This is a genomic window from Cellulomonas sp. NPDC055163 (assembly GCF_053607065.1).
The window spans coordinates 136,119-157,342 of sequence record NZ_JBSGSU010000006.1 but is presented as its reverse complement, the minus strand read 5'-3'; the positions used below and the strand labels follow the sequence as shown (position 1 = coordinate 157,342).

Here is a 21,224-nt window from a genome sequence, read left to right as displayed (position 1 = left end):
ACGCGACGGCACCGGAGGCGGACCCGCGGCCCGTGCGCGACCCCGGGATGGGAGGATGGCGCCGCGCAAGCGCACTCCCTTCTCTCTCGACCTGCCGTTTGGAGACGCACGATGGTCCAGGTGGACGCCCCCCGCATGGCCGAGCGGCTGCGCGCCGACGCCGACCGCATCCGGTCGACGTGGCTCGACGTCGCCGCGTCGCAGCTGCAGCGCCGAGCGGTCCGCGCCGAGCTCGAGCGCGAGTTCGGCGAGATCTACGACACGCTCGTCGACGGGCTGGCGCGCGGCGGCACGACCGTGCAGAGCGAGCAGTTCGCCCCGCTGCGCGGGCTGCTCGCCGAGCTGTCCGCGCAGCGCGCCCGGCAGGGGTTCACCCCGCGCGAGACTGCGACCGGCGTGTTCGCGCTCAAGGAGGGCATCTACGCGAGCCTCGACGAGGACACCACCCCCGAGGCGGTCGCCCACCTGACCGGGCTGTCCCGGCTCGTCGACGAGCTGGGCCTGTTCACGTTCGAGACCTACGCCGCGGCGCGCGAGCTCATCATCAACGAGCAGGCGGGCCAGCTCCTCGAGCTGTCGACGCCCGTCGTGAAGCTGTGGGAGGGCGTCGTCGCCGTCCCGCTCGTCGGGACCCTCGACTCGGCGCGCGCGCAGGTCGTGATGGAGAAGCTCCTGCAGTCGCTCGTCGAGACGGGCAGCGAGCACGCGATCATCGACATCACGGGCGTCCCGGCGGTCGACACCCAGGTCGCCCAGCACCTGCTCAAGACCGTCGTCGCCGCCCGCCTCATGGGCGCGGAGTGCACCATCAGCGGCATCCGCCCGCAGATCGCGCAGACGATCGTGGCGCTCGGCATCGAGTTCGGCGACATCCGCACGAAGGCGAGCCTCGCGGACGCCCTCGCCGCGGTGCTGCGGACCACGGCGGCGCGGGCCCGCGCGGCGTCCACGCGAGACGCCTGATGGACAGCGTCCCGATCCTCAAGATCGGCCGCACGCTCCTCGTGTCGATCCAGGTCGACCTGCAGGACCACACCGCGCTCCAGCTGCAGGAGGACCTCGCGGAGACGATCACGCGGACCGGCGCGCGGGGCGTGCTCATCGACATCTCGGGCCTGGAGATCGTCGACAGCTTCATCGGTCGGATGCTCGCGACGATCGCGTCACTGTCGCGGGTGCTCGACGCCTCGACGGTCGTCGTGGGCATGCGACCGGCGGTGGCGATCACGCTCGTCGAGCTCGGCCTGTCGCTGGGCGACGTGCGGACGGCGCTCGACGTCGAGAAGGGCCTGCGGCTGCTCCGGGAGGCCCGGGCCGACGAGCTGGGCGAGACCGACGACGACGAGAGCGTCCTGCTGGTGGACGACGGTCTCGAGGACCGGTGACCACGGCCCAGGCCACCACCCAGAGCCTGCCCATCGTCTCGGACGCCGACGTGGTGCGCGTCCGCCAGGCCGTCCGGGCGCTCGCGCAGACCGCGCGGCTCTCGCTGGTCGACCAGACGAAGCTCGTCACCGCCGCCAGCGAGCTCGCGCGCAACACCCTGATCTACGGCGGGGGCGGCGAGGCGGTGCTCGACCTGCTCCAGGAGGGTCCGCGCGCGGGCGTGCGGTGCGTCTTCGTCGACGAGGGACCCGGCATCCCGGACCTCGACCTGGCGATGCGCGACGGGTGGACCAGCGGGCACGGGCTCGGTCTCGGGCTCTCCGGCTCCCGCCGCCTCGTCGGCGCGTTCGACATCCGCTCGGCCCCCGGGGAGGGGACGCGCGTCGAGATCGCCACGTGGGCGCGATGAACGACGACGACGCGGTCGAGGACGTCGGCTGGTACGCGATCGAGCACGCGAGCGCGCAGAGCAGCGTGCGGCGCGCGGCGCTCGCGCTCGGCGAGTCCGTCGGCCTCGGCGAGGTCCGCACCGAGGAGCTCGGGATCGTGGTCAGCGAGCTCGCGGGGAACCAGCTCAAGCACGCCGGCTCGGGCACCGTGCTGCTGCGGGTCCGCCGGGGCGGTGCGGCCGCGGTCGAGGTCGTCGCGTCCGACCCCGGCCCGGGCATGGCCGACGTCCCGGCGGCGCTCGTCGACGGCCACTCGACCGTCGGCACCCTCGGGATCGGGCTCGGCGCGGTGCGGCGGCTCGCGACCGCGTGGGACCTGTTCTCCGCGCCGGGTCACGGCACCGTGGTGACCGCGGTCTTCGCCGCCGGCCGCGAGCGCGCGGGCCGGCTGACCGGGAGCGCGGGCCTGACCCGCACCATCGTCGGGGAGACGCTGTGCGGCGACGCGTACGCGTTCCGGTCCGACGGCGACGTCCAGACCGCCCTGCTCGTCGACGGCCTGGGGCACGGCCCGCTCGCGGCGTCCGCCGCGCAGCAGGCGGTCCGGACGTTCCGCGAGTCGCGCCCGGGAACGCCCGCAGCGCTGCTCACGGCCGTCCACCACGCGCTGTCGGGGACGCGCGGCGCGGCGGCCGCGATCGCCCAGCGGCACCCCGGCGAGATCCGGTACGCCGGGGTCGGCAACATCCGCGGGACCGTGGTCGACCTCGACACCCAGCGCGGCATGGTCAGCTACCCGGGGATCGTCGGCGCGCAGGCCCGCACCATCCGCGAGGCGACCTACCCGGCGTCCCCTCACGCTGTCGTCGTCATGCACAGCGACGGGCTCACCGAGCGCCTCACGGCGCACCAGTACCCGGGCCTGCTGCTGTGCGCGCCGCTGACCGTGGCCTCCGTCCTGCTGCGCGACTTCGGCGTGCGCCGCGACGACGCGAGCGTCCTGGTGCTCAGGGCGAGCGCGTGAGCGTCGAGCTCGCCCGCCTGTCGCTCGTCCGCGAGGACGACGTGTTCAGCCTGCGCCAGGTCGGCCGCGAGGCCGGTGAGCTGCTGGGGCTCGAGCGTCAGCACCAGGTGCGCCTCGCGACCGCGCTGTCCGAGGTGGGCCGCGAGCTCCTCGCGGTGGGCCGGGTGTCCGTGACGCTGACCGTCGAGGCCGTGCCGGGACCCCCGCGGCTCGTCGTGACCCTCGTGAGCACCGGCCGCCTCGCCGCGCCCGGCGGTGGCCCCGGCCGCGGGGAGGTGAGCGGGACCGCCGCCGCGCAGCGCCTGCTCGACGCGGCCGAGGTCTACGACGTCGACGCCGGGACGGGCGTGCGCCTCACGAAGGTGCTCGGGCCTGCTGCCGCCGGCGACCTGCAGCACGTCCGCCGCACGCTCGCGCAGCGGGGTCGCACGTCCGCGTCGGACGAGCTGCGGGCCCAGAACGCGGACCTCGTGCGCGCGCTCGAGGACCTCACCGCGCGCAGTGCGGAGCTCGCGACCGCGAACGAGGCGCTCGCCGACGCCAACGACGAGCTCGAGGAGACCAATCGCGGCGTCGTCGCGATGTACACGCAGCTCACGAACGAGCTCGAGGAGACCAACAGCGGGGTCGTCGCGCTGTACGCCGAGCTCGACGAGCGCGGTCGCCAGCTCGCCGCCGCGAACGAGGCCAAGACCCGGCTCCTGCGCAACGTGAGCCACGAGCTGCGCGGCCCGGTGAACTCGATCCTCGGGCTCGTCTCGCTCATCGGCGAGACGTCGCTCGACGCCGAGCAGCGCGTGCAGGTCGGCTACCTGGACGGCAGCGCCCGGTCGCTGCTCACGCTCGTGAACGAGCTGCTCGACCTGTCCCGCGCCGAGTCCGGGCACCAGGAGGTGGTCCGCGGCACGGTGGACCTGCCCGCGCTGCTCGCGGACCTGCGGGGCTCGCTCGCGCCGCTGGCACGTCCCGGTGTCGAGCTCGTCGTGCCACCGTCGCCGGTCGCGACCGTCGAGACCGACCCGGATCTGCTCGAGCGGATCCTGCGGAACCTCGTGACGAACGCCCTGAAGTTCACGGCCGACGGGCACGTGCGCGTCGAGGTGACCCACGACGGCACCGAGCTCGCGGTCACCGTCGAGGACACCGGGATCGGCCTCGAACCGGAGGACGTGCCCCGCGTCTTCGAGGAGTTCTACCAGGTGCCGAACCCCTTGCAGGCGGGCGTGCAGGGCACGGGCCTCGGCCTGCCGTACGCGCGGCGGACCGCGGAGAGCCTGGGCGGGACGCTCAGCGCGACGAGCACACCGGGCACGGGCAGCGCGTTCCGGCTCGTGCTGCCGGCGGCCGCCCCCGTCGGGCCCGAGGCCGCGCTCGCCCGGTCCGGCGCGGCACCGCACGGCTCCGACCCGGCGGCCGGCCCCGGACGCGTGGGCCACGTCCTCGTGGTCGACGACGACCCGTCGTTCCGCGGCGTCGTCCGCTCCCTGCTCACCGGGCTCGCCGAGCACGTCACCGAGGCCGGCGGCGGGCACGAGGCGCTCGAGCGGCTGCGGGCCGACCGCCCGGACGTCGCGCTCGTCGACCTGCGCATGCCCGCGATGGACGGTGCACAGCTGGTCCGCGAGGTGCGGGCCGACGCCGCGCTCGCGACGGTCCCCGTCGTCCTCATGTCGAGCGTCGAGGAGCTGCCCGGCGGCGACGTCGCGGGCCTCGTCCAGGGCTTCCTGCCGAAAGCCGGGCTCGACCGCGAGCTGCTCCGTGCGGCCCTGAGGTCCGCGCACGGCGGGGCCGGGTCGTGACCGTGGCCCGCGCGGTGCTCGTCGTCGACGACACGGACGCCCACCGCTACGTCATGACGTCCTGGCTGCGCCGGTCCGGGTTCACCGTCGTGGAGGCCGCGACCGGGGCCGACGCGCTGCGCCTCGCCGGCCCCGACGTCGACGCCGTGGTCCTCGACGTCAACCTCCCGGACATGCGCGGCACCGAGGTCCTGCGGCGCCTGCGTGCCGCGCCGGCCACCGCGGCCCTGCCCGTCATGCACGTGTCCGCGACGGCGATCGACGCCCGGGCGCGGACCGCCGGGCTCGAGGGCGGGGCGGACGCCTACCTCGTCGAGCCGCTCGACCGCGACGAGTTCGTCGCGACCGTCCGGCGCCTGTGCCGGCTCCAGGAGCAGCGCCTCCAGGCCGACGAGCACACCCGGCGCCTCGAGCAGCTCGCGGCGGCGGTGCTCGCGGTGCACACGGCGCGGGGGCTCGAGGAGCTCGTGGAGGTCGCCGCGGCCGGCGCCGCGGACGTGCTGCGCCGGCCCGTGCTGGCGCTCGCGCCCGCGTCGGCCGACTCGAACGTGCGGGTCCTGTGCGCCGGCCCGGGAGAGCCCGTGCTGCGCGGGCGGTTCACGAGCCCGGTGGACTCCCCGGCACGCGAGACCGTCGTCGTCGGCCCCGCGGAGGTCCCGGCGCAGTGGGCGGAGCTCGTCGAGCGCGCGGGCCTCGCGGGACGTTCCTGGCGGCTGACGCCGTCGTGGGCCGCACCCGGACGGCCCGGCGCCGGCCTGGCTGTGGCGACCCTGCCCGGCGAGAACGTCGTCCCCGACGAGGCCGCGGAGCTCGCGGACCAGCTCGCGGAGGCGTTGGCGACCGCCGCCGCGAACGCCCGCTCCTACCTCGAGGAGCACGCCATCGCCGTCACCCTGCAGAACGCGATGCTGCCGCACGCGCTCCCCGACACCCCCGAGCTGCGGGTCGCGGCGCGGTACCTCGCCTCGGACGCCCAGCTGAGCGTCGGCGGGGACTTCTACGACGCCCTGCCGCTGCCGGGCGGGCGGACCGCGCTCGTCATCGGCGACGTGCAGGGCCACTCGCTGCGCGCCGCGACGATCATGGCCGAGCTGCGGTTCACGCTGCGCGCCTACCTCGCCGAGGGGCACGAGCCCCCCGAGGCGCTGCGGCTGCTCAACACGGTCCTGATCGCCCAGCACCCGGAGCTCGTCACCGTCTGCATCGCGGTCCTCGACCCCGCCGCGGGAACCCTGGAGGTCACCAACGCCGGGCACCTGCCCCCGCTGCTCGTGACCGACGACGGTGCCGCGTTCGTGCGGGAGTCCTCCCCCCTGCTCGGGGTGCCGCAGCCCGCACCGCGCGTCCGCCACGTGCAGCCCCTGCCGCCGCGCGGCACCCTCGTGCTGGTGACCGACGGGCTGCTCGAACGCAGCAGCCGCCACCTCGGCGACGCGCTCGACGCGATGGCCACGACGGTCGCCGAGGCGGGCCCCCGCACACCGGACGAGCTGTGCGACCTGCTGGTGCGGACGTTCGCGCGGCCGACCCGCGAGGACGACGTCGCCGTCGTCGCCGCGTCCTGGGGCCCGGCCTGACCCTACCCCGCACGGGGGAGGCGCCCCGCGGGCCGCCGCTGCCACACTCGGCGCATGGGGCTGCGCGCAGGCACGGGCAGGGTCGTCCGCCCGCTGACCAGCGGCGAGACGGTCCGCTCCGGGGTCTTCCTCGTCATCGGCGGCGTCGTCGCGACCGCGTACCTCACGCTCGTCGTCGGCTTCGTGCAGATGCAGCGGACGCCCGGGACGCCGACCGCGATCGGCGTCGTCCTCGCGGCGGTCACCGCCGTGATCGCCTCGACCCCGCCGTTCCTCGCGCCCGTCCGCACGCTCGAGGTGCACGCGACGCGCACGTTCCTCGGGGTCGACGTCCCGGTGCCCGCCGCCGAGCCCGACGCGGCGGCACGCTGGCGCGGCGCGCTCTGGTACGGCGTGCACCTCGTGGCGGGCGGGGTCGTCCTGCTGGCCGTCGTCACCGGGGTGCCCGTGGCCGCGCAGCTCGTGCTCGCGGCGCTCGGGGTCGACGGCCTGACCGGCGCCGCCGGGCTCCCGCGCCTCGACCCCTTCCCCGACCCGGGCGGCGCGCTCGACCGCGTGCTGTGGACCGCGCTCGCGATCGCCCTGCCCGTGGTGCTCGCGCACCTCGTCGCGGTGTGCGCGTGGGGGCTGCGGCTGCTCGCCCCCGCGCTCCTCGGTCCGTCCGCCGACGAGCGCGTCGCCGAGCTCGAGCGCGCCGCCACCCGGCTCGCCGAGCGCAACCGCCTGGCCCGCGAGCTGCACGACAGCGTCGGGCACGCGCTCACCGTCACGACGCTGCAGGCCGCCGCCGCGGCACGGACCCTCGACCGCGACCCGGAGGCCGCGCGCCGCTCGCTGACCGCGATCGAGCAGGCCGGGCGCGCCGCGATGGCCGACCTCGACCACGTGCTCGGACTGCTGCGCGAGCCCGCCCACGGCCGGACCTCCCGGGCTCCCGTGCCCGACCTCGGTGCCCTCGACCGGCTCGTCGCGGAGACCCGCGCGGCCGGCGCCGACGTCGCGCTGCACCTCGACGGCGACGTGGCCGGCGTCGGCGGGGCGACCTCGCGCGAGGCGTTCCGGATCGTGCAGGAGTCGCTGACGAACGCGCTGCGGCACGCCGCCGGGCAGGCCGTCGCGGTGCACGTGCGCGTCGGCCCGACCGACGTCGAGGTGCGGGTCACGAACCCGGTGGCCGTCGGGGCGCCGGTCGGTCGCACGGGGTCCGGGGGCGCCGGCGCCGGGACGGGCGGCGCGGGGGCGGTTGGTGCGGGGGTGGTCGGTGCGGGAGCGCGAGGCGCGGAGGAGGGCGGCGCGGGCGGCGGGGCCGGGCAAGGGCCGGACGGGTCGGGGCAGGGGCCGGACGGGTCGGGGCACGGGACGAACGGGTCGGGGCGCGGGACGAACGGGTCGGGGCAGGGGCTCGTCGGGATGGCCGAGCGGGTCCGGGTCCTGCGCGGCTGGCTGGACGTGGGCGAGCGCGCCGGCAGGTGGACCGTGCACGCGACGCTGCCGCGGGAGCGCGCGTGACCGGGGCCGGTGCAGGCTTCGGCGGGTCCGGTCACGGGGCGGTGCTGCGCGTCGTCGTGGTGGACGACGAGCCGCTCGTCCGCGCCGGGCTGCGCGTCATCGTCGACGCCGAGCCGGACATGACGGTCGTCGGCGAGGCGGCCGACGGCGTGGACGTCCCCGGTCTCGTCGCCCGCACGCGCCCCGACGTCGTGCTCATGGACGTGCGCATGCCCGCGGTCGACGGCATCGCGGCGACCCGCGCGCTCGTCGACCGCCCGGACGCGCCGCGGGTCATCGTCGTGACGACGTTCGAGAACGACGACCACGTGCTCGACGCGCTGCGCGCCGGCGCGAGCGGGTTCGTCCTCAAGCGCACGCCGCCCGAGGAGATCGTCGAGGCGGTCCGCGTCGTCGTGCGCGGGGACCGGGTGCTGTTCCCTGCGGCGGTGCGCCGGCTCGCGTCGGTCCGCGCCCCGGCGGGCGACGAGCTGCGCCGCGCCGGGCTGACCGAGCGCGAGGCCGAGGTCCTGCGGCTCATGGCGACGGGGCTGTCGAACGCCGAGATCGCCGCTCGGCTGTTCCTCGGCGTCGAGACGGTCAAGACGCACGTCGGGAGCGTCCTGGCCAAGACCGGCGCCCGCGACCGGACCCAAGCGGTCATCGCGGCGTACGAGTCGGGCTTCGTGCGGCCGACGGGCTAGGGGGTCGACGGGCTCGGGGGTCGACGGCCACGCGGCACCGCTCCCTCGCGCGGGGGACCCGGACCGCCTCCGCGGGGGATCACCGCGCCGTCGGCGCTCACGAGGGTGGAGTCATGGACCTCCACGAGACGCACCGCAGCCACCCCGTCACCACCGACCGCCCCACGGCGGACCCGACCACCGCCACGGCTCTCACCACCGACCGGAGCACCGTCGCCCCGACCGCGGCCGCCCCGCCCCCCGTGCGACGACCCCCACGGCACGTGCGCGTCGTGCCCGCGCTGGCCGCCGCGTGGTGGGGGGTCTCCGCGCTGGTCGCGCTCGCGGTCACGCTGCTCGGCCACACGCTGCCGGTCGGCGAGGCGTCGCGCGACGCGTCCGGCACGATGCTCCGCGACGTGCCCGGCTCGACGCTGAGCCCGCTCGTCGCGCTCGTCGCTCTCGCCGGCGCGGCGCTCGCCGTCGGGATGGTGCGCGCCCGCCGTCGCACCGTCACCGCCCCGGCGCGCACGGCGGTGACCGTCGCCGCGGCCGTGACCGTCGCAGGGGCGGTCACCCTGACGGACGCCTCGATCCTCGCGCGGCTCGGCTACCTGCCCCTGCTCGTGGTCCGGGCTCCGTTCGACGAGAAGTTCCGTGACGCGTTCGCCGGCTACGTCGCCCCCGGGGTCGTCGTGCAGTACCTCGCGCTCGCCGGTGCAGGCCTGCTCGTCTGGGCCACGGTGCTGTTCCGCCGCCGGGCGAGCGGCGCGTGCGCGGTGTGCGGGCGGGCCGTCGACCACGCGGAGCCCGCGTGGCGGACCCCGGCGCGCGCCGCGGACTGGGGCCGGCGCTGGGCGGTCGTCGCCGCCATCATCCCCGCGCTCTACGCCGCGACGCGGCTCGCGTGGGTCGCGGGCTACCCCTTCGGGATGCAGGCCGACGACTACGACGCCATGGTGGCCGACGGCATGCTCGCCGCGGCGTTCGGGCTCGCGACGTTCGCGCTCGTCGGGACGGTGCTGACCCTCGGCCTGTTCCAGCGCTGGGGCGAGGTGTTCCCGCGCTGGATGGTCGGTCTCGCGGGCCGGCGGGTTCCCGTGATGCTGGCCGTGGTGCCCGCGACGGTCGTCGCCGCGGCGGTCGTGCCGGCCAGCATCACGCTGCTCGCCATCGGCCCGGACCAGCTCCGCGCGGAGGCCACCGAGAACTGGGGCGCCCTGGCCCCGATGCTGCTGTGGCCGTTGTGGGGCCCGGCGCTGGGGGCCGCGACGTACGCGTACTACCTGCGTCGTCGGCCCGCGTGCCGGACGTGCGGGCTCGGCTGACCGAGCGGGACGCCCGGCCGCGCGGGCTGGGCTGCCCGGGCAGACCCCACCCCGGCCTCGGGGGGCCGCCGGGTTCTGCCACGGGGCGCCGGGTTGGGACCGTCGACCGCATGACACGGACCAGCGCGACCGCCCCTCCGCCCCCCACCCGTCCCCTCGCGGCGCGCCCGGCCCCGGGGGCACGCCGCGCGACGGCCGTGCTGTGGATCGCCGCACCGGTGCTGTTCCTCGTCTGCCACCTCGTCGTGGAGCGCGCGTGGTCGCCGCCGTACAGCTGGGCACGGAACATGGTCAGCGACCTCGGCAACGTCGGGTGCGGCCCCTGGGGGGACGACCAGCGGCTCGTGTGCTCGCCCCTGCACACCCTCATGAACGCCGCGATGATCGGCACCGGGGTGGCGCTGGTCGCGGGTGTGGTGCTGACGTGGCGGCTGTGGCCGTCCGGGCGAGCCCGGGCCGGCCGGGTGCTCGTCGCGGCGGGTGGGCTCGGCTGGGTCGTCGCGGGAGCGGTACCCGCCGACGTCGACGAGAACGTGCACGTGGTCTTCGGCGCGTTCCCGGTGCTCGTGCTGACGAACCTCGGCCTGCTCCTCGTCGGGCTCAGCCGGGCGGCGGGTCCGGGACGCACACGCGTGCTGGCCGCGGTGGCGGGCACGACCGGGCTGGCGGGCTCGGCGCTGTTCCTCGCGCACGTCGACCTCGGGCTCGGCCTCGGCGGCATGGAACGCGTCGCGGCGCTCCCCGTGCTGGTCTGGATGGTGACGACCGGGTTCGCGGCCCTGCACACCGAGCGCCACCGGCCAGACGCCCGACGGTGAGCAGCCGCGGGAGCGAGGCGGGCGCACGTACTCGGGCCGCCGTGCCGTGCCGGTGTCGTCGACGAGTCGTCGTTGCAGCCAGTCCGACCAGGTGTCGACCGCGTCGCTCGCCGTGACGGCGCACCCCCGGTTCGCCGGAGCCAGGGTGTGCGGCGCATCACGCACATTCGCCCGGGAACTGGCGTCATGAAGTCGCCGGTGCCCCGTCCCCTAGAGCGAAGGCGCTGGCAGACCTCGGGGTAACGACCCCGCACTGCGCCCTCTGGCCCGGGGGGACCACCATGACGATGCTCGACACCGACCGACCCACCACCACCGCCGCCGACGTGCACCTGACCGGCCGCGAGCGGGTGGTGCTGCTCGAGCTGGCCGAGAACGTCACGCTGGAGGAGATCGCCGCCCGGCTGTGGGTCACGCGCAACACCGTCAAGACCCAGGTCCGGACCGCCTACCGCAAGATCGGGGTGTCCAGCCGCGCCGAAGCAGTCGCCTGGGTGCGGTCCTCCGGGCTGCGCTGACCCGCACACCGACGCTCGGCACTCCTCCGCGACGGACGCCACGGTCGCGTCCGGTCGCGTCCGGCCGGGGCCGGCGTCGCTGCGTGACCCTCACGCGGGTGCTGATGTCCGCCGCAGGCGGCGCGCTCGGCCTGCGCCGGGTCGCCACAGAGTCGAGGCTCCACATCGGCGCGTCCCGTGAGTGTTACGTACCTCGCCCGTGCTCGCGTGCACGTGCACGGCTGACGACGGCGGTCGGCCCGCGAGCCGCTCGCGAAGCGCTGACCGGAGTCCGATCCGGTCGTGAGCCTCGACGCGTCCACGAACCCCAGGTCCAGGCCGCCCGGCCGGGTACCTTGCCGAACCGGGGTGTCCTCGCGAGGGGTCGCCGATCGTCGTCCCAGTACGCCGGAGGGTCCGGCGACCCGGGATGCGAGCGGCACCAGTGGCCGCAGGCGCCCGACCGGCTCACCCACGGAGACCCACATGACCGCACCGACGCCGTACATCCACCTCCCGGGCACGGCTCGCGCCGCTCTGACCTTCTACGCCGACGTGTTCGGCGGCGCCGCACAGCTGCACACCTACGAGGAGTTCGGCCGGACCGACGGCCCGGCGGACGCCGTCGCCCACGGGTACCTCGTGGACGGGCCGGTCGCGCTCTTCGCAGCCGACGTGACCGGGGACGTGCCGACTCTCACGAGCCGGGGGCTGATGTTCTCGCTGCTCGGGGCGGCCGCACCCTCGGTCCTTCGCGCCTGGTTCGCCGCGCTCTCCGAGGGCGGCGAGATCGTGGACGACCTGCAGGAGCGGGCGTGGGGTGCGACCGACGGGCAGGTCGTCGACCGCTTCGGCCTCCACTGGCTGATCGGGTTCGAGGGCGACGAGGGCGACTGAACGCTCGGTCGTACCGGTTCGGCTTCCGCACCGGCGAGGGTCGGTCGCCAGGTCGCTCCACGGAACCGCTGCCCGGAGGCTGCCTCTTCGGACCTTCTCGCGTGCGCGGCCCGGTCGTAGCGTGGCGACGACCCCGTCGACGCCGCGGGCCGCAGGGTGCCGTCGCGACAGCTCGCCCCGTGGAGGAACTGATGGCACGCTCCCGCGCACTCGTCCTCGCCGCAGCGCTGGCCCTCGGCCTCGCCGTCGCGGCACCCACCGCCACCGCGGCCGCGCCGCCGCCGCCCACCTACTCGGTGCAGGACGTCGGGAGCCTCGCGGGCGGGGCCACCTCGGCGCAGGGCGTCAGCTCGCGCGGCGTCGTCGCGGGCACGTCGCAGACCGCCGACGGGCTGAACCAGGCGTTCGTCCGCGACCCCCGGACCGGCGCGCTCACGCAGATCCCCGCGAGCGCCTTCTGGCAGACCGAGGCGGCGGCGATCAACGACCGCGGCCAGGTCGTCGGCACCGGGACGCTGCCCGGCGAGGGCGGGACCCGCGCGTTCGTGTGGGACACACGGAACGGCACGGTCGAGGACCTCGGGACGCTGGGCGGCTCGTACTCCCGCGGCACCGCGATCAACAACCGCGGCGTCGTGGTCGGCGCCTCGACGTCGGGCCCGGGCGTCGAGCAGGTCGCGTTCGTCTTCGACCCGTGCGAGCACGCGATGGTCCCGGTCCCGACGTTCGGGCTCGACGACTCGGCCGCGTACGGCATCAACGACCGCGGTGTCGTGGTCGGCGACGCGCGCACGACCGAGGGGGTCACGCACGGGTTCCGCTGGGACCCGCGCACCGGGGCGTCGACCGACCTCGGCGTGCTGCCCGGGACCGTCGTGTCGTTCGCGCGCGACGTCAACAACCGCGGTGACGTCGTCGGCTGGGCGGCCGATGTCGAGGACGGGAGCTCGCAGGCGTTCGTGTGGTCGGCGCGCACCGGGACGCTGGCGCCCGTCCCGGGCCTCACGGGCGGGTCGTCGGAGGCGCTCGCGATCAACGCTCGCGGGACGGTCGCCGGCAACGTCGCCCGGGACGGAGAGCACCAGGCGTTCGTGTGGCACCCCGGGGCGGAGACGGTCGCCGTCCTGCCGCCGCTGGTCAACGGGGAGTCGTCGTTCGCGGACGACCTGTCCGACTCCGGGCGCGTCGTCGGGGTCTCCGGCTCCGCGGCCGTGCTCTGGACACCGGGCAAGCCGCGCTCGTAGGTCGCCCGCGGGCACGGAGGCGCGACCCTGGCTCGTCCCCACCCCCGGCTGTCGGACGACGCCCCGCGATCCCTTCGGTCGTGAGGCGTCACCGTGCCCGGGCCGAGTCCCTCGTCGGCTCGTGGATGCCAGGCGACCACGTCGCGCGACCAAAGAGGCCGTCGCCGGTCCCCGCGGAGCGGGCGATCGTCGATGCCGCTCAGGCGTTGAGCGGTCCCATGTCCGTGTACCGGTCGCCCACCGCCGCGCCGGGGGGGAGGGCGGCGTCGAGCTCCGCGAGGTCCTCGGGCGACAGCCGGACGGCGTCGGCGCCGGCGTTCTCCTCGAGGTAGCGCACGCGCCGGGTGCCCGGGATGGGCACGACGTCGTCGCCCTGCGCGAGCACCCACGCGAGCGCGAGCTGCCCGGGCGTGATGCCGACCCGCCCGGCGACGGCCCGCACGACCTCGACGAGCCGGAGGTTCGCCTCGAGCGCGCCGTCGGCGAAGCGCGGCGTCGTGCGGCGGTAGTCGCCCTCGGCGAGGTCGGCCGTCGAGCGGATCGAGCCGGTGAGGAACCCGCGGCCCAGCGGCGAGTACGGGACGAGCCCGATGCCGAGCTCCCGCAGCGTCGGCAGGATCTCGGCCTCGACGTCGCGCGACCACAGCGAGTACTCGGTCTGCAGCGCGGTGATCGGGTGCACGGCGTGCGCGCGGCGGATCGTCGGGACGGCGGCCTCGGAGAGCCCGAGGTGGCGTACCTTGCCGGCGGCGACGAGCTCGGCCATCGCGCCGACGGTGTCCTCGATCGGGACCGTCCTGTCGACGCGGTGCTGGTACCAGAGGTCGAGGTGGTCGACGCCGAGGCGCTGGAGGCTCGCGTCGGCGCAGCGGCGGACGTACTCCGGGCGGCCGTTGATGCCGAGACGTGCGCCGGACTCGTCGCGCTCGTTGCCGAACTTCGTGGCGACGACGACCTCGTCGCGGCGGCCCGCGACCGCCCGCCCGACGAGCCGTTCGTTCGTGAACGGCCCGTACATGTCGGCGGTGTCGATCAGGGTCACGCCCAGGTCGAGCGCGCGCCGGATCGTCGCGACCGACTCGTCGTCGGTCGTGGGGTTCGTCGCGCTGTAGTACTCGGACATCCCCATGCAGCCGAGCCCGAGCGAGCCGACGGTGAGTGCGGTGCCGTGCGCGGCCGAGCCGAGGGTGCGCGTGCTGATCGTCATGCGTCCGAGCATGCGCCCCCGCGCCGCTGGCCTCAACCGACCTCCGGCCCGCGCACGGTCCGCCGGCCGGGCCGCTCGGCCGAGCACCCCCAGGGTCGCGACGCGCGCACCTCCGGCGTGTCCGCGGGCCGCGCGCGCCCGGGATGGGCGTTATGTGGCATCTTGCGCGCGTGCACCCGACCCGTCCCCTCGCCCCGCAGCCGCGCCGCCGCCTCCCCCGCGCCGTCTGGGTGCTCGTCCTCGTCGGCGCGGTCGCGTTCGGCGTCGGGCTGCCCGCGTGGACCGAGGCCGCCGACGCCGCGCGCTACCCGGTCACCGCCGAGGACCTGGCCGCCGGGCGAGCGGCGCTCGACGCGCTCGCGGTCAAGGGCCGTGCACCGAAGACGGGCTACGACCGTGACGAGTTCGGGCAGGCCTGGGCCGACGTCGACCACAACGGCTGCGACACCCGCAACGACATCCTCCGCCGGGACCTGACCGACCTGACGTTCAAGCCCGGGACCCGCGACTGCGTCGTGCTGACCGGGACCCTCGCCGACCCGTACGGCGGCGAGGTCATCGACTTCGAGCGCGGGCCGCGGAGCTCCGAGGTGCAGATCGACCACGTCGTCGCGCTCAACGACGCGTGGCAGAAGGGCGCCCAGCAGTGGACGCCCGACGTCCGCGAGGCCTTCGCGAACGACCCGGCGAACCTGCTCGCCGTCGACGGGCCCCTGAACCAGAAGAAGGGCGCCGGCGACGCCGCGACCTGGCTGCCTCCGCGCTCGGGCTACCGGTGCGTGTACGTGCTGCGCCAGATCCGGGTCAAGGCCGCCTACGGGCTGTGGGTCACGGCCGCGGAGCACGACGCGATGGACCGCCAGCTCGACCGCTGCCGGGTCGCCCCCGCGGCGGGGACGACGCTCACGCCGGGGAGCTGACCACCCAGCCGCCCCGCCGGTTGTCGGGTCGCCTCGACGAGCAGCGCGCGACGGCGGAGGGCGCGGCGGACGGAACGGCCGGACCGACCGGTGCCAGGGCCGTCACGGCGCTGTCGGTGCCGTGTGGCACCCTGGCCGCATGCCGCACCTGGAGACGTTCGACGGCCGCCTGGAGCGCGACGGGGACTACGAGGCGCTCTCGTTCGACGGCCTCGACCTCAGCGGCGACGACGCCGAGGGCGCACGGTTCATGGACTGCACGATCACCGGGTGCGACCTCGACGGCGTGCGGCTCGAGGACGCCGAGATCCTCGACACGACCCTCACGACCGTGCGGGCGGGGACGCTCGACGCCCCCGACGCGACGTGGCGCGACGTCGAGCTCGCCGACTGCCGCCTCGGCGCCGTCCAGGCCTACGGCGGGCAGCTCACGCGCGTGACGATCCGCGGCGGCAAGGTCGACTACCTCAACCTGCGCGACGCACGCCTCGAGCAGGTCCGGATCGAGGACTGCGTGGTCGGCGACCTCGACCTCGCCGGCGCACGCGTGCACGGCCTCGTGCTGGACCGCTGCCGCGTCGGCCGGCTGGACGTCACGCGGGCGCAGCTCAAGGACGTCGACCTGCGCGGCGCGGACCTCGCGGGGCTCGACGGGGTCGCCGGGCTCGCGGGGTCGACGATCAGCTCGGCGCAGCTCCTCGAGCTCGCGGGCGCGCTCGCCCGCCACCTCAGGATCACCGTCGACTGACGCGCGGCGCCCACCGTCGGCACGCCCCGCTCCGAGGTCCCAGCGCAGCAGGTGGCCCGGCGCCCCGGTGAACGCCAGGCCCGAGGCAATCCCACACGGGCTCGACGCTCACGACGGTCAGCGCGGCCCGACGCGACGCGCTCACGCGGGCAGCGGACGGCCCCCGGCGGGCCGTCTCCGCCGGGGGCCGTCCTGCTCGCGCGGGGGTGGGTCAGCAGCCGATGCGGCTCGAGGAGACCGCGACGTCGTCGTACCAGAGGGTGTCGCTGCCGTCGCCGTAGCTCTCCCAGCCGAGCCGCAGGTCCGTGAGCACGGGCGCCCAGCCGCTGCGCGAGCCCCACTGGCCGTCGACGTCGCGCGTCGGGGTGCCGTCGTTGACGAGCCCGGTCACGAGCGTGCCGTCGAGCCACGTCGAGAGCCGCCCGTCGCGAGCGACCGAGTACTCGACGCACGACCACGCGTTGACCGGCAGCGGCTTGCTCAGCGAGACGCCCGTCGGGCTCTGCTCGGGGAGCGTCGCGTCGTCGGACTCACGGTTCCACTGCAGCGCACCGTTCTGACCGCCCATGCGCAGGTCCTTGCCGCCGTCGGCGGTGTCCCGCATCGCGAGGAACGTCGTGTGCGCCGCGGGGAGCGGCGTGGTGTGCCGCACGTAGAACCGCACGAACGCGGTCGAGCCGGTGCCGGTCAGCGCGCCGGCGGCCTGCGCGAACACGTGGTTGCAGTAGCCGGCGACGCCGTTGACGCGCAGCGACCGGGAGCCGGAGTGCGCGACGCCGGTGTCGACGCTCACCGTGCCGGTGCCGGAGCAGTTCGGGGAGCCGACCGTCCAGGCGCCCGACGGCTCGGTGCCGGTCTGGGTCTCGAAGCCGTCGCAGAACGACGAGGAGCCGCACTGCGGGTTCGGGCCGGTCGTCGGGGTCGGCGTGGGCGTCGGGGTCGGGGTGACCGTCGGGGTGGGCTCGGCCGTGGGGGTCGGGACGACCGTCGGCGTCGGGCTCGGCGTCGTCGGGACGGTGGGCGTGGGCGTCGGGCTGGGCGTCTGGCCGTTGCACGCGACGCCGTTGACCGCGAAGTCCGTCGGCGAGGCGTTGCTCGACCCGAACGTGCCCTGCAGCCCGAACTCCGCGGACGACCCGGCCCCGAGGTTGCCGTTCCACGACGCGTTGGTCGCCGTGACGCTCGACCCGCTCTGCGTCACGCTCGCGTTCCACGCGCCCGAGACCTTCTGGTCGCCGGGCCACGTCCACGTGACGCGCCAGCCGCTCACGGCGTCACCGGGCGTGACGCGCACGCTCGTCGTGAAGCCACCCGGCCACGCGTTCGGCTGGTACGTCACCGTGCACGCGGCGGCCGCCTGCGCGGAGACGGCGAGCCCGGCCGCCGTGACGGCGCCGACCGCGAGCGCGGCCAGGCCGGCGACGAGTCGGGACGTGCGGTGTCGGAGCGTGGTCCTCATGCGGTGACGTCCTCTCGGGTGGCCGACGACGCGCCCCCTGCGAGCGCGGTGACGCCGCCGGGGCGCACGTCGGGCCGTGGTCGGGGGCAGGTCCGCGACCTGCGGTGACGGGCACCCGTGGTGGCGGGCGGGCACGCGCACGACGGCGTCGTGGGGTGCGTGTGCGTCGGACGCTAGCGGCGGGCCGGGGGGCCTCCCAGCGCACCAATCGTTTAGGGGTGCCGGCTCGGGCGACGCCGTGCGGGTACGCGGCGTACCGACCTCCGCGGTCGACGCGGACCACGGGACGTCGCGGCGCCCGTCCGGCTGCCGGCCCGCGCCCACGCCCGCCCCGTGCCCGCGCCCGCCCCGCGCCCGCGCCCGCGCCTGCGCCTGCCGCGACCGTGCCAGACGTGCGGCCCGGCTGCGGCGTGCTACGCGGTGGTCTCCTCGCGCAGGCGCGGCTCGGTGCGGCGGGCCGGGACGACGCCGGACTTGTCGGCGTAGAACGCGCGGACCTGCTCCATGTCGGCGTGGACGTCCCCGGTCAGGGTCAGCGTGGGGCCCAGGCCCGACGTCCGGGTCGGGCGGTCGACGTACCCGAGGGTCACGGGGAGGCCGGCCTCGCGCGCGATCCGGTAGAAGCCCGACTTCCAGTACTCGGTCCTGCTGCGCGTGCCCTCGGGAGTGATGACGAGGTAGAAGCGCTCACCGGCGCGCACGCGGGCCACGAGGTCGTCGACGAGGCCGGCGGGGTTGCTCCGGTCGACCGGGATGCCGCCGAGCGCACGCATGAGCGGACCGAACGGCGGCGTGAACAGCGACCGCTTGCCGAGATAGCGGATGTGCAGGCCCTGCGACCAGCAGATCGCGAGCATGAACAGGAAGTCCCAGTTCGAGGTGTGCGGTGCCCCGATGAGGATGCCGGCGCCGTCCGCGGGGACGTGCTCGGTGCGGAGCCGGTAGCGGCTCACCGCCCAGAAGGTGCTGGCCAGGGCGCGACGGATCTTCATCCGGCGAGGGTACGAGGCGCGTGCCGTCGCCGCCGAACGCGGGCGCCGGGTTCACCCCGCCGCAGGCGCGGCAGACTGGCCGCGTGAGCAGGCTCGATGGGGCGACCCCGCACGCGCAGGCCGGCTACCGCGTCCGGTTCGACTGGGGGCTCGACGGCGCGCTCGCCGTGGCGTCGGGTGCGGACGTCGCGGTCGTCGTCGACGTCCTGTCCTTCACGACGGCGGTGGGCGTCGCGCTCGACGCGGGCACCGAGGTGCTCCCCTACCGCTGGGCCGACGACACCGCGGCAGCGTTCGCGGAGAGGCACGACGCGGTACTCGCCCGCGCCCGGTCCGCCGCGGGTCCCGGCGACCTGTCGCTGTCACCCGCCAGCATCCGCGCGGCGTCCGGCGTACGCCGTCTCGTGCTGCCCTCGCCGAACGGGTCGACGATCTGCTGGCACCTCTCGGCGGAGCTCGGGGTGCCGACGGTGCTCGCGGCGTCGCTGCGGAACGCCGCTGCGGTCGCCCGGTGGGTCGCGGACCGGCCCGGCGCGGATCACCTGACGGTCGCCGTGGTGGCCGCGGGCGAGCGGTGGCCCGGCGGTGGGCTGCGGCCCGCGATCGAGGACGCGTGGGGCGCGGCGGCGGTGCTGCGCCGGCTGCCCGTGAAGCGCCTGTCCCCTGAGGCGCGGTCGGTCGCGGCGCTCGCCCCGGACGGCGAGGTGGCCGGGGCCCTCACCGGGTGCGCGAGCGGGCGGGAGCTCGTCGGGGAGGGGTACGCGGGTGACGTCCGCATCGCGGCCGAGGTCGGCACGAGCAGGGTCGTTCCCGGGCTCGTCGACGGGCGGTTCGTGGACCTCGCCCGGGCGTGACCCGGTCGGTCGTAGGCCGGCGCGGCCGGCACCTGACCGGGTCGGGTCGCGCGCAGCCCGACGCGCCCGTGCGGGCGGCCGCGCAGCACGCGCCCGTGCGGGCGGCTCAGGTCGCGGGGAGCGGCCGGATCGTCACGCCCGCGACGGGATCGTCGGCCTGCGCCGCGGCGACGTCGACGTCGCCGGGCCCGCCGTCGGTGCCGACGTTTGTGTACTCGAACGCCGAGGCACCGGGCCGGACGTCCTGCGCGACGGCGCGGAACTCGTCGCCGCCGACCCAGATCGTCACGGCCGTCGTGTCCTGCGGCACCCAGCCCCAGCCAGCGAGCTCCTCGACGGTGACGGCGTCCGCACCGCCCGCGTCGAGCGTGTACGACTGCAGGGCGACGGCGAGGTTCCGCAGGCTCGACTGCGTGACCGCGTCGTACGCCGGGGCCGCGACCCGCAGCGGCAGCTCGGCCAGCTCGGGCCGGGCAACGCCGACCCCGCCGACGAGCACGACGAGGCTGAGCAGCATGGTGCGTCCGTGCATGGGTGCCCCCTCGTGTCGGCGGCGCGACGGGCGCGCCGGTGATCCCGACCAACTTCGCATACCGGACAACCCCGGCGCGCCCCGGGCCGGTGCCGACCACCCGGTCGGCCCAACGGCGTGACCGCCGGGCGGGTGATTTCCGGTCCCGGGCATATCCGGCAAGGCCCTGGGGGCGATCGCGCTGGCCTGCGCCGACGCGTGCGCGCCGGGCGGATGGGCCCGTCCCCGGACGGGCCGCCCGGTTCGGGACATCGCACCGGTACCCGTCGGCGCCGACCCCGGCGTGTGAGCCTGTCCACGCCGGGGGCGGCGCACTTGCACTCCCGGTTCGTGCTGCAGGGAGGCAGGGGAACATGACTGGACACAGGGGGGCACGTCGCGCGGTCGGCGCGGTGCTCGCAGGGGCGACGGTGCTGCTCGGCGCGGCGGCCGCGCCGGCAGGGGCGGCGGGCGGCACGGGCGTCGGCCTGTGCGCCGCGGGCGCGACGGCTGTCACCGGCATCACCGTCGAGGGCGACGCGTGGGTCGACGGTGCGGTGTGCGACCTCACGGACGTCGTCGTCACCGGCAGCCTCACGGTCTACGGCGACCGTCAGGTCACGCTCACGGGCGTCACCGTCGGCGGCGACCTGGGCGCCAAGGGCGCGGTGACGCTCACGGGCTCGACCGTGCAGGGCGGCGTGCTCGCGAACGCTGCGAGCCTCGTCGTGCAGGACTCGCACGTGTGGCACAGCGTCCGCGGCTACGCGGACACGGCGACGGTCACCGGCTCGACGGTCGACGGCGCGGTCAACGTCCGGGCGAAGGACCTGACCGTCGAGCTGTCGACGGTGGGCGGCTGGGCCAACCTCAACGCGTCGCAGCAGGCGTCGGTCGCCTGGTCGACGTTCGGGCGCGGCCTCACGTCGAAGGGCACGGGCGAGCTGTGGCTGTGCGGCTCCGACGTCGCGGCGGACGTCGCGGTGCGCGGGCTGACGAGCGCCGGTCGCGTCGGTGCGACGACGACCGCCGCGGGCGACGCGTGCTCGACGGCGTCGCTGCCGGCCGGTCACGCGCGTGCCGGGCTCGCGGACGCCGAGCGCGACGCGGTGAACGTCGGCGGGTGGCTCGTCGTGGAGCACAACCTCGGTGCGGTGACGCTCGCGAGCGCCACGGTCGGGGGCAACCTGTCCTGCGCGAGCAACTGGGGTGCCGTCGACTTCGCCGGCGCCACGGTCGCGGGGCTCAGCACGGGTCAGTGCAAGGCCTGACGGCCTGACCCGAGCGGCGTCGGGGGGGGGGGGGGGGGTGTCTAGGGGACACCCCACGACCGGAGACGCGGGGAGGTAGTCCCCCTCGGCGCGCGGACCCGCCCTCCGGGAGAAACGTATCCCTCCGTGCAA

The 21,224-nt window shown here is 76.1% G+C and carries 21 protein-coding genes; 17 read left to right on the top strand and 4 right to left on the bottom strand.

Features of this window, described 5'->3' with window-relative positions:
- The first annotated feature begins 120 nt into the window (after nt 1–120).
- The 13 genes from ACWFNE_RS13255 to ACWFNE_RS13195 all read left to right on the top strand — a co-directional run bounded on the left by ACWFNE_RS13255 (nt 121) and on the right by ACWFNE_RS13195 (nt 13,130).
- Nucleotides 121–963 carry an STAS domain-containing protein gene (locus tag ACWFNE_RS13255; protein ID WP_452122900.1) on the top strand — a complete coding sequence of 281 codons (843 nt, stop codon included), beginning with the start codon at nt 121–123 and terminating at the stop codon, nt 961–963.
- The gene (locus ACWFNE_RS13250; protein ID WP_452122899.1) at nt 963–1,385 is read left to right on the top strand and encodes an STAS domain-containing protein; all 423 of its coding nucleotides are present in this window, start codon (nt 963–965) and stop codon (nt 1,383–1,385) included. The genes ACWFNE_RS13255 and ACWFNE_RS13250 overlap by 1 nt, the downstream gene beginning before the upstream one ends.
- The gene (locus ACWFNE_RS13245) at nt 1,382–1,795 is read left to right on the top strand and encodes an anti-sigma regulatory factor (protein WP_452122898.1); all 414 of its coding nucleotides are present in this window, start codon (nt 1,382–1,384) and stop codon (nt 1,793–1,795) included. Before ACWFNE_RS13250 ends, ACWFNE_RS13245 begins: the two co-directional genes overlap by 4 nt.
- The gene (locus ACWFNE_RS13240) at nt 1,792–2,799 is read left to right on the top strand and encodes an ATP-binding SpoIIE family protein phosphatase (protein ID WP_452122897.1); all 1,008 of its coding nucleotides are present in this window, start codon (nt 1,792–1,794) and stop codon (nt 2,797–2,799) included. Before ACWFNE_RS13245 ends, ACWFNE_RS13240 begins: the two co-directional genes overlap by 4 nt.
- Nucleotides 2,796–4,598 (top strand): ATP-binding response regulator, encoded by a 1,803-nt coding sequence (locus ACWFNE_RS13235; protein WP_452122896.1) that lies wholly within the window; start codon nt 2,796–2,798, stop codon nt 4,596–4,598. Before ACWFNE_RS13240 ends, ACWFNE_RS13235 begins: the two co-directional genes overlap by 4 nt.
- Nucleotides 4,595–6,175 (top strand): SpoIIE family protein phosphatase, encoded by a 1,581-nt coding sequence (locus ACWFNE_RS13230; RefSeq protein WP_452122895.1) that lies wholly within the window; start codon nt 4,595–4,597, stop codon nt 6,173–6,175. The genes ACWFNE_RS13235 and ACWFNE_RS13230 overlap by 4 nt, the downstream gene beginning before the upstream one ends.
- Before the next feature lie 54 nt (nt 6,176–6,229).
- A complete protein-coding gene (locus ACWFNE_RS13225) occupies nt 6,230–7,684 on the top strand; it encodes a sensor histidine kinase (RefSeq protein WP_452122894.1) in 1,455 nt (484 codons plus the stop codon).
- Entirely contained in the window at nt 7,681–8,367 is a 687-nt protein-coding gene (locus ACWFNE_RS13220) for a response regulator (protein WP_452122893.1), read from the top strand. The genes ACWFNE_RS13225 and ACWFNE_RS13220 overlap by 4 nt, the downstream gene beginning before the upstream one ends.
- Nucleotides 8,368–8,480: 113 nt before the next feature.
- The gene (locus ACWFNE_RS13215) at nt 8,481–9,674 is read left to right on the top strand and encodes a hypothetical protein (protein WP_452122892.1); all 1,194 of its coding nucleotides are present in this window, start codon (nt 8,481–8,483) and stop codon (nt 9,672–9,674) included.
- Between the two features lie 110 nt (nt 9,675–9,784).
- Entirely contained in the window at nt 9,785–10,492 is a 708-nt protein-coding gene (locus ACWFNE_RS13210; protein ID WP_452122891.1) for a DUF998 domain-containing protein, read from the top strand.
- A 281-nt stretch (nt 10,493–10,773) separates the two neighbouring features.
- Nucleotides 10,774–11,010, top strand: a complete 237-nt coding sequence (locus tag ACWFNE_RS13205) for a LuxR C-terminal-related transcriptional regulator (protein ID WP_452122890.1) — start codon at nt 10,774–10,776, stop codon at nt 11,008–11,010.
- A 465-nt stretch (nt 11,011–11,475) separates the two neighbouring features.
- Nucleotides 11,476–11,886, top strand: a complete 411-nt coding sequence (locus ACWFNE_RS13200; protein WP_452122889.1) for a VOC family protein — start codon at nt 11,476–11,478, stop codon at nt 11,884–11,886.
- Nucleotides 11,887–12,077: 191 nt separating this feature from the next.
- Nucleotides 12,078–13,130, top strand: a complete 1,053-nt coding sequence (locus ACWFNE_RS13195; RefSeq protein WP_452122888.1) for a DUF3466 family protein — start codon at nt 12,078–12,080, stop codon at nt 13,128–13,130.
- A gap of 199 nt (nt 13,131–13,329) precedes the next feature.
- On the opposite strand, the gene ACWFNE_RS13190 is transcribed toward ACWFNE_RS13195, so the two are convergent.
- Nucleotides 13,330–14,331 carry an aldo/keto reductase gene (locus ACWFNE_RS13190; protein ID WP_452123121.1) on the bottom strand — a complete coding sequence of 334 codons (1,002 nt, stop codon included), beginning with the start codon at nt 14,329–14,331 and terminating at the stop codon, nt 13,330–13,332.
- 176 nt (nt 14,332–14,507) lie between these two features.
- Here ACWFNE_RS13190 and ACWFNE_RS13185 point away from each other — a divergent pair, with 176 nt between their 5' ends.
- Together ACWFNE_RS13185 and ACWFNE_RS13180 are read left to right on the top strand one after the other, a co-directional pair.
- Nucleotides 14,508–15,257 carry an HNH endonuclease family protein gene (locus ACWFNE_RS13185; protein ID WP_452122887.1) on the top strand — a complete coding sequence of 250 codons (750 nt, stop codon included), beginning with the start codon at nt 14,508–14,510 and terminating at the stop codon, nt 15,255–15,257.
- A 139-nt stretch (nt 15,258–15,396) separates the two neighbouring features.
- Nucleotides 15,397–16,005, top strand: a complete 609-nt coding sequence (locus ACWFNE_RS13180) for a pentapeptide repeat-containing protein (RefSeq protein ID WP_452122886.1) — start codon at nt 15,397–15,399, stop codon at nt 16,003–16,005.
- Between the two features lie 211 nt (nt 16,006–16,216).
- Here ACWFNE_RS13180 and ACWFNE_RS13175 read toward each other — a convergent pair whose 3' ends face one another.
- Both ACWFNE_RS13175 and ACWFNE_RS13170 read right to left on the bottom strand, forming a co-directional pair.
- Nucleotides 16,217–17,464, bottom strand: coding sequence for a cellulose binding domain-containing protein (locus ACWFNE_RS13175; RefSeq protein ID WP_452122885.1), 1,248 nt, complete (start codon nt 17,462–17,464; stop codon nt 16,217–16,219).
- A 413-nt stretch (nt 17,465–17,877) separates the two neighbouring features.
- A complete protein-coding gene (locus ACWFNE_RS13170; protein WP_452122884.1) occupies nt 17,878–18,456 on the bottom strand; it encodes a 1-acyl-sn-glycerol-3-phosphate acyltransferase in 579 nt (192 codons plus the stop codon).
- 83 nt (nt 18,457–18,539) lie between these two features.
- Here ACWFNE_RS13170 and ACWFNE_RS13165 point away from each other — a divergent pair, with 83 nt between their 5' ends.
- Entirely contained in the window at nt 18,540–19,310 is a 771-nt protein-coding gene (locus tag ACWFNE_RS13165) for a 2-phosphosulfolactate phosphatase (protein ID WP_452122883.1), read from the top strand.
- A gap of 106 nt (nt 19,311–19,416) precedes the next feature.
- Here ACWFNE_RS13165 and ACWFNE_RS13160 read toward each other — a convergent pair whose 3' ends face one another.
- A complete protein-coding gene (locus ACWFNE_RS13160) occupies nt 19,417–19,842 on the bottom strand; it encodes a hypothetical protein (RefSeq protein ID WP_452122882.1) in 426 nt (141 codons plus the stop codon).
- A gap of 353 nt (nt 19,843–20,195) precedes the next feature.
- Here ACWFNE_RS13160 and ACWFNE_RS13155 point away from each other — a divergent pair, with 353 nt between their 5' ends.
- The gene (locus ACWFNE_RS13155) at nt 20,196–21,092 is read left to right on the top strand and encodes a hypothetical protein (RefSeq protein ID WP_452122881.1); all 897 of its coding nucleotides are present in this window, start codon (nt 20,196–20,198) and stop codon (nt 21,090–21,092) included.
- Nucleotides 21,093–21,224: the final 132 nt, after the last annotated feature.

Coding starts and splice junctions, on each gene's coding strand:
- ACWFNE_RS13250 (WP_452122899.1), top strand. CDS start 963: ATGGACAGCGTCCCGATCCTCAAGATCGGCCGCACGCTCCTCGTGTCG.
- ACWFNE_RS13240 (WP_452122897.1), top strand. CDS start 1,792: ATGAACGACGACGACGCGGTCGAGGACGTCGGCTGGTACGCGATCGAG.
- ACWFNE_RS13225 (WP_452122894.1), top strand. CDS start 6,230: ATGGGGCTGCGCGCAGGCACGGGCAGGGTCGTCCGCCCGCTGACCAGC.
- ACWFNE_RS13215 (WP_452122892.1), top strand. CDS start 8,481: ATGGACCTCCACGAGACGCACCGCAGCCACCCCGTCACCACCGACCGC.
- ACWFNE_RS13210 (WP_452122891.1), top strand. CDS start 9,785: ATGACACGGACCAGCGCGACCGCCCCTCCGCCCCCCACCCGTCCCCTC.
- ACWFNE_RS13205 (WP_452122890.1), top strand. CDS start 10,774: ATGACGATGCTCGACACCGACCGACCCACCACCACCGCCGCCGACGTG.
- ACWFNE_RS13200 (WP_452122889.1), top strand. CDS start 11,476: ATGACCGCACCGACGCCGTACATCCACCTCCCGGGCACGGCTCGCGCC.
- ACWFNE_RS13195 (WP_452122888.1), top strand. CDS start 12,078: ATGGCACGCTCCCGCGCACTCGTCCTCGCCGCAGCGCTGGCCCTCGGC.
- ACWFNE_RS13180 (WP_452122886.1), top strand. CDS start 15,397: ATGCCGCACCTGGAGACGTTCGACGGCCGCCTGGAGCGCGACGGGGAC.
- ACWFNE_RS13175 (WP_452122885.1), bottom strand. CDS start 17,464: ATGAGGACCACGCTCCGACACCGCACGTCCCGACTCGTCGCCGGCCTG.
- ACWFNE_RS13170 (WP_452122884.1), bottom strand. CDS start 18,456: ATGAAGATCCGTCGCGCCCTGGCCAGCACCTTCTGGGCGGTGAGCCGC.
- ACWFNE_RS13160 (WP_452122882.1), bottom strand. CDS start 19,842: ATGCACGGACGCACCATGCTGCTCAGCCTCGTCGTGCTCGTCGGCGGG.
- ACWFNE_RS13155 (WP_452122881.1), top strand. CDS start 20,196: ATGACTGGACACAGGGGGGCACGTCGCGCGGTCGGCGCGGTGCTCGCA.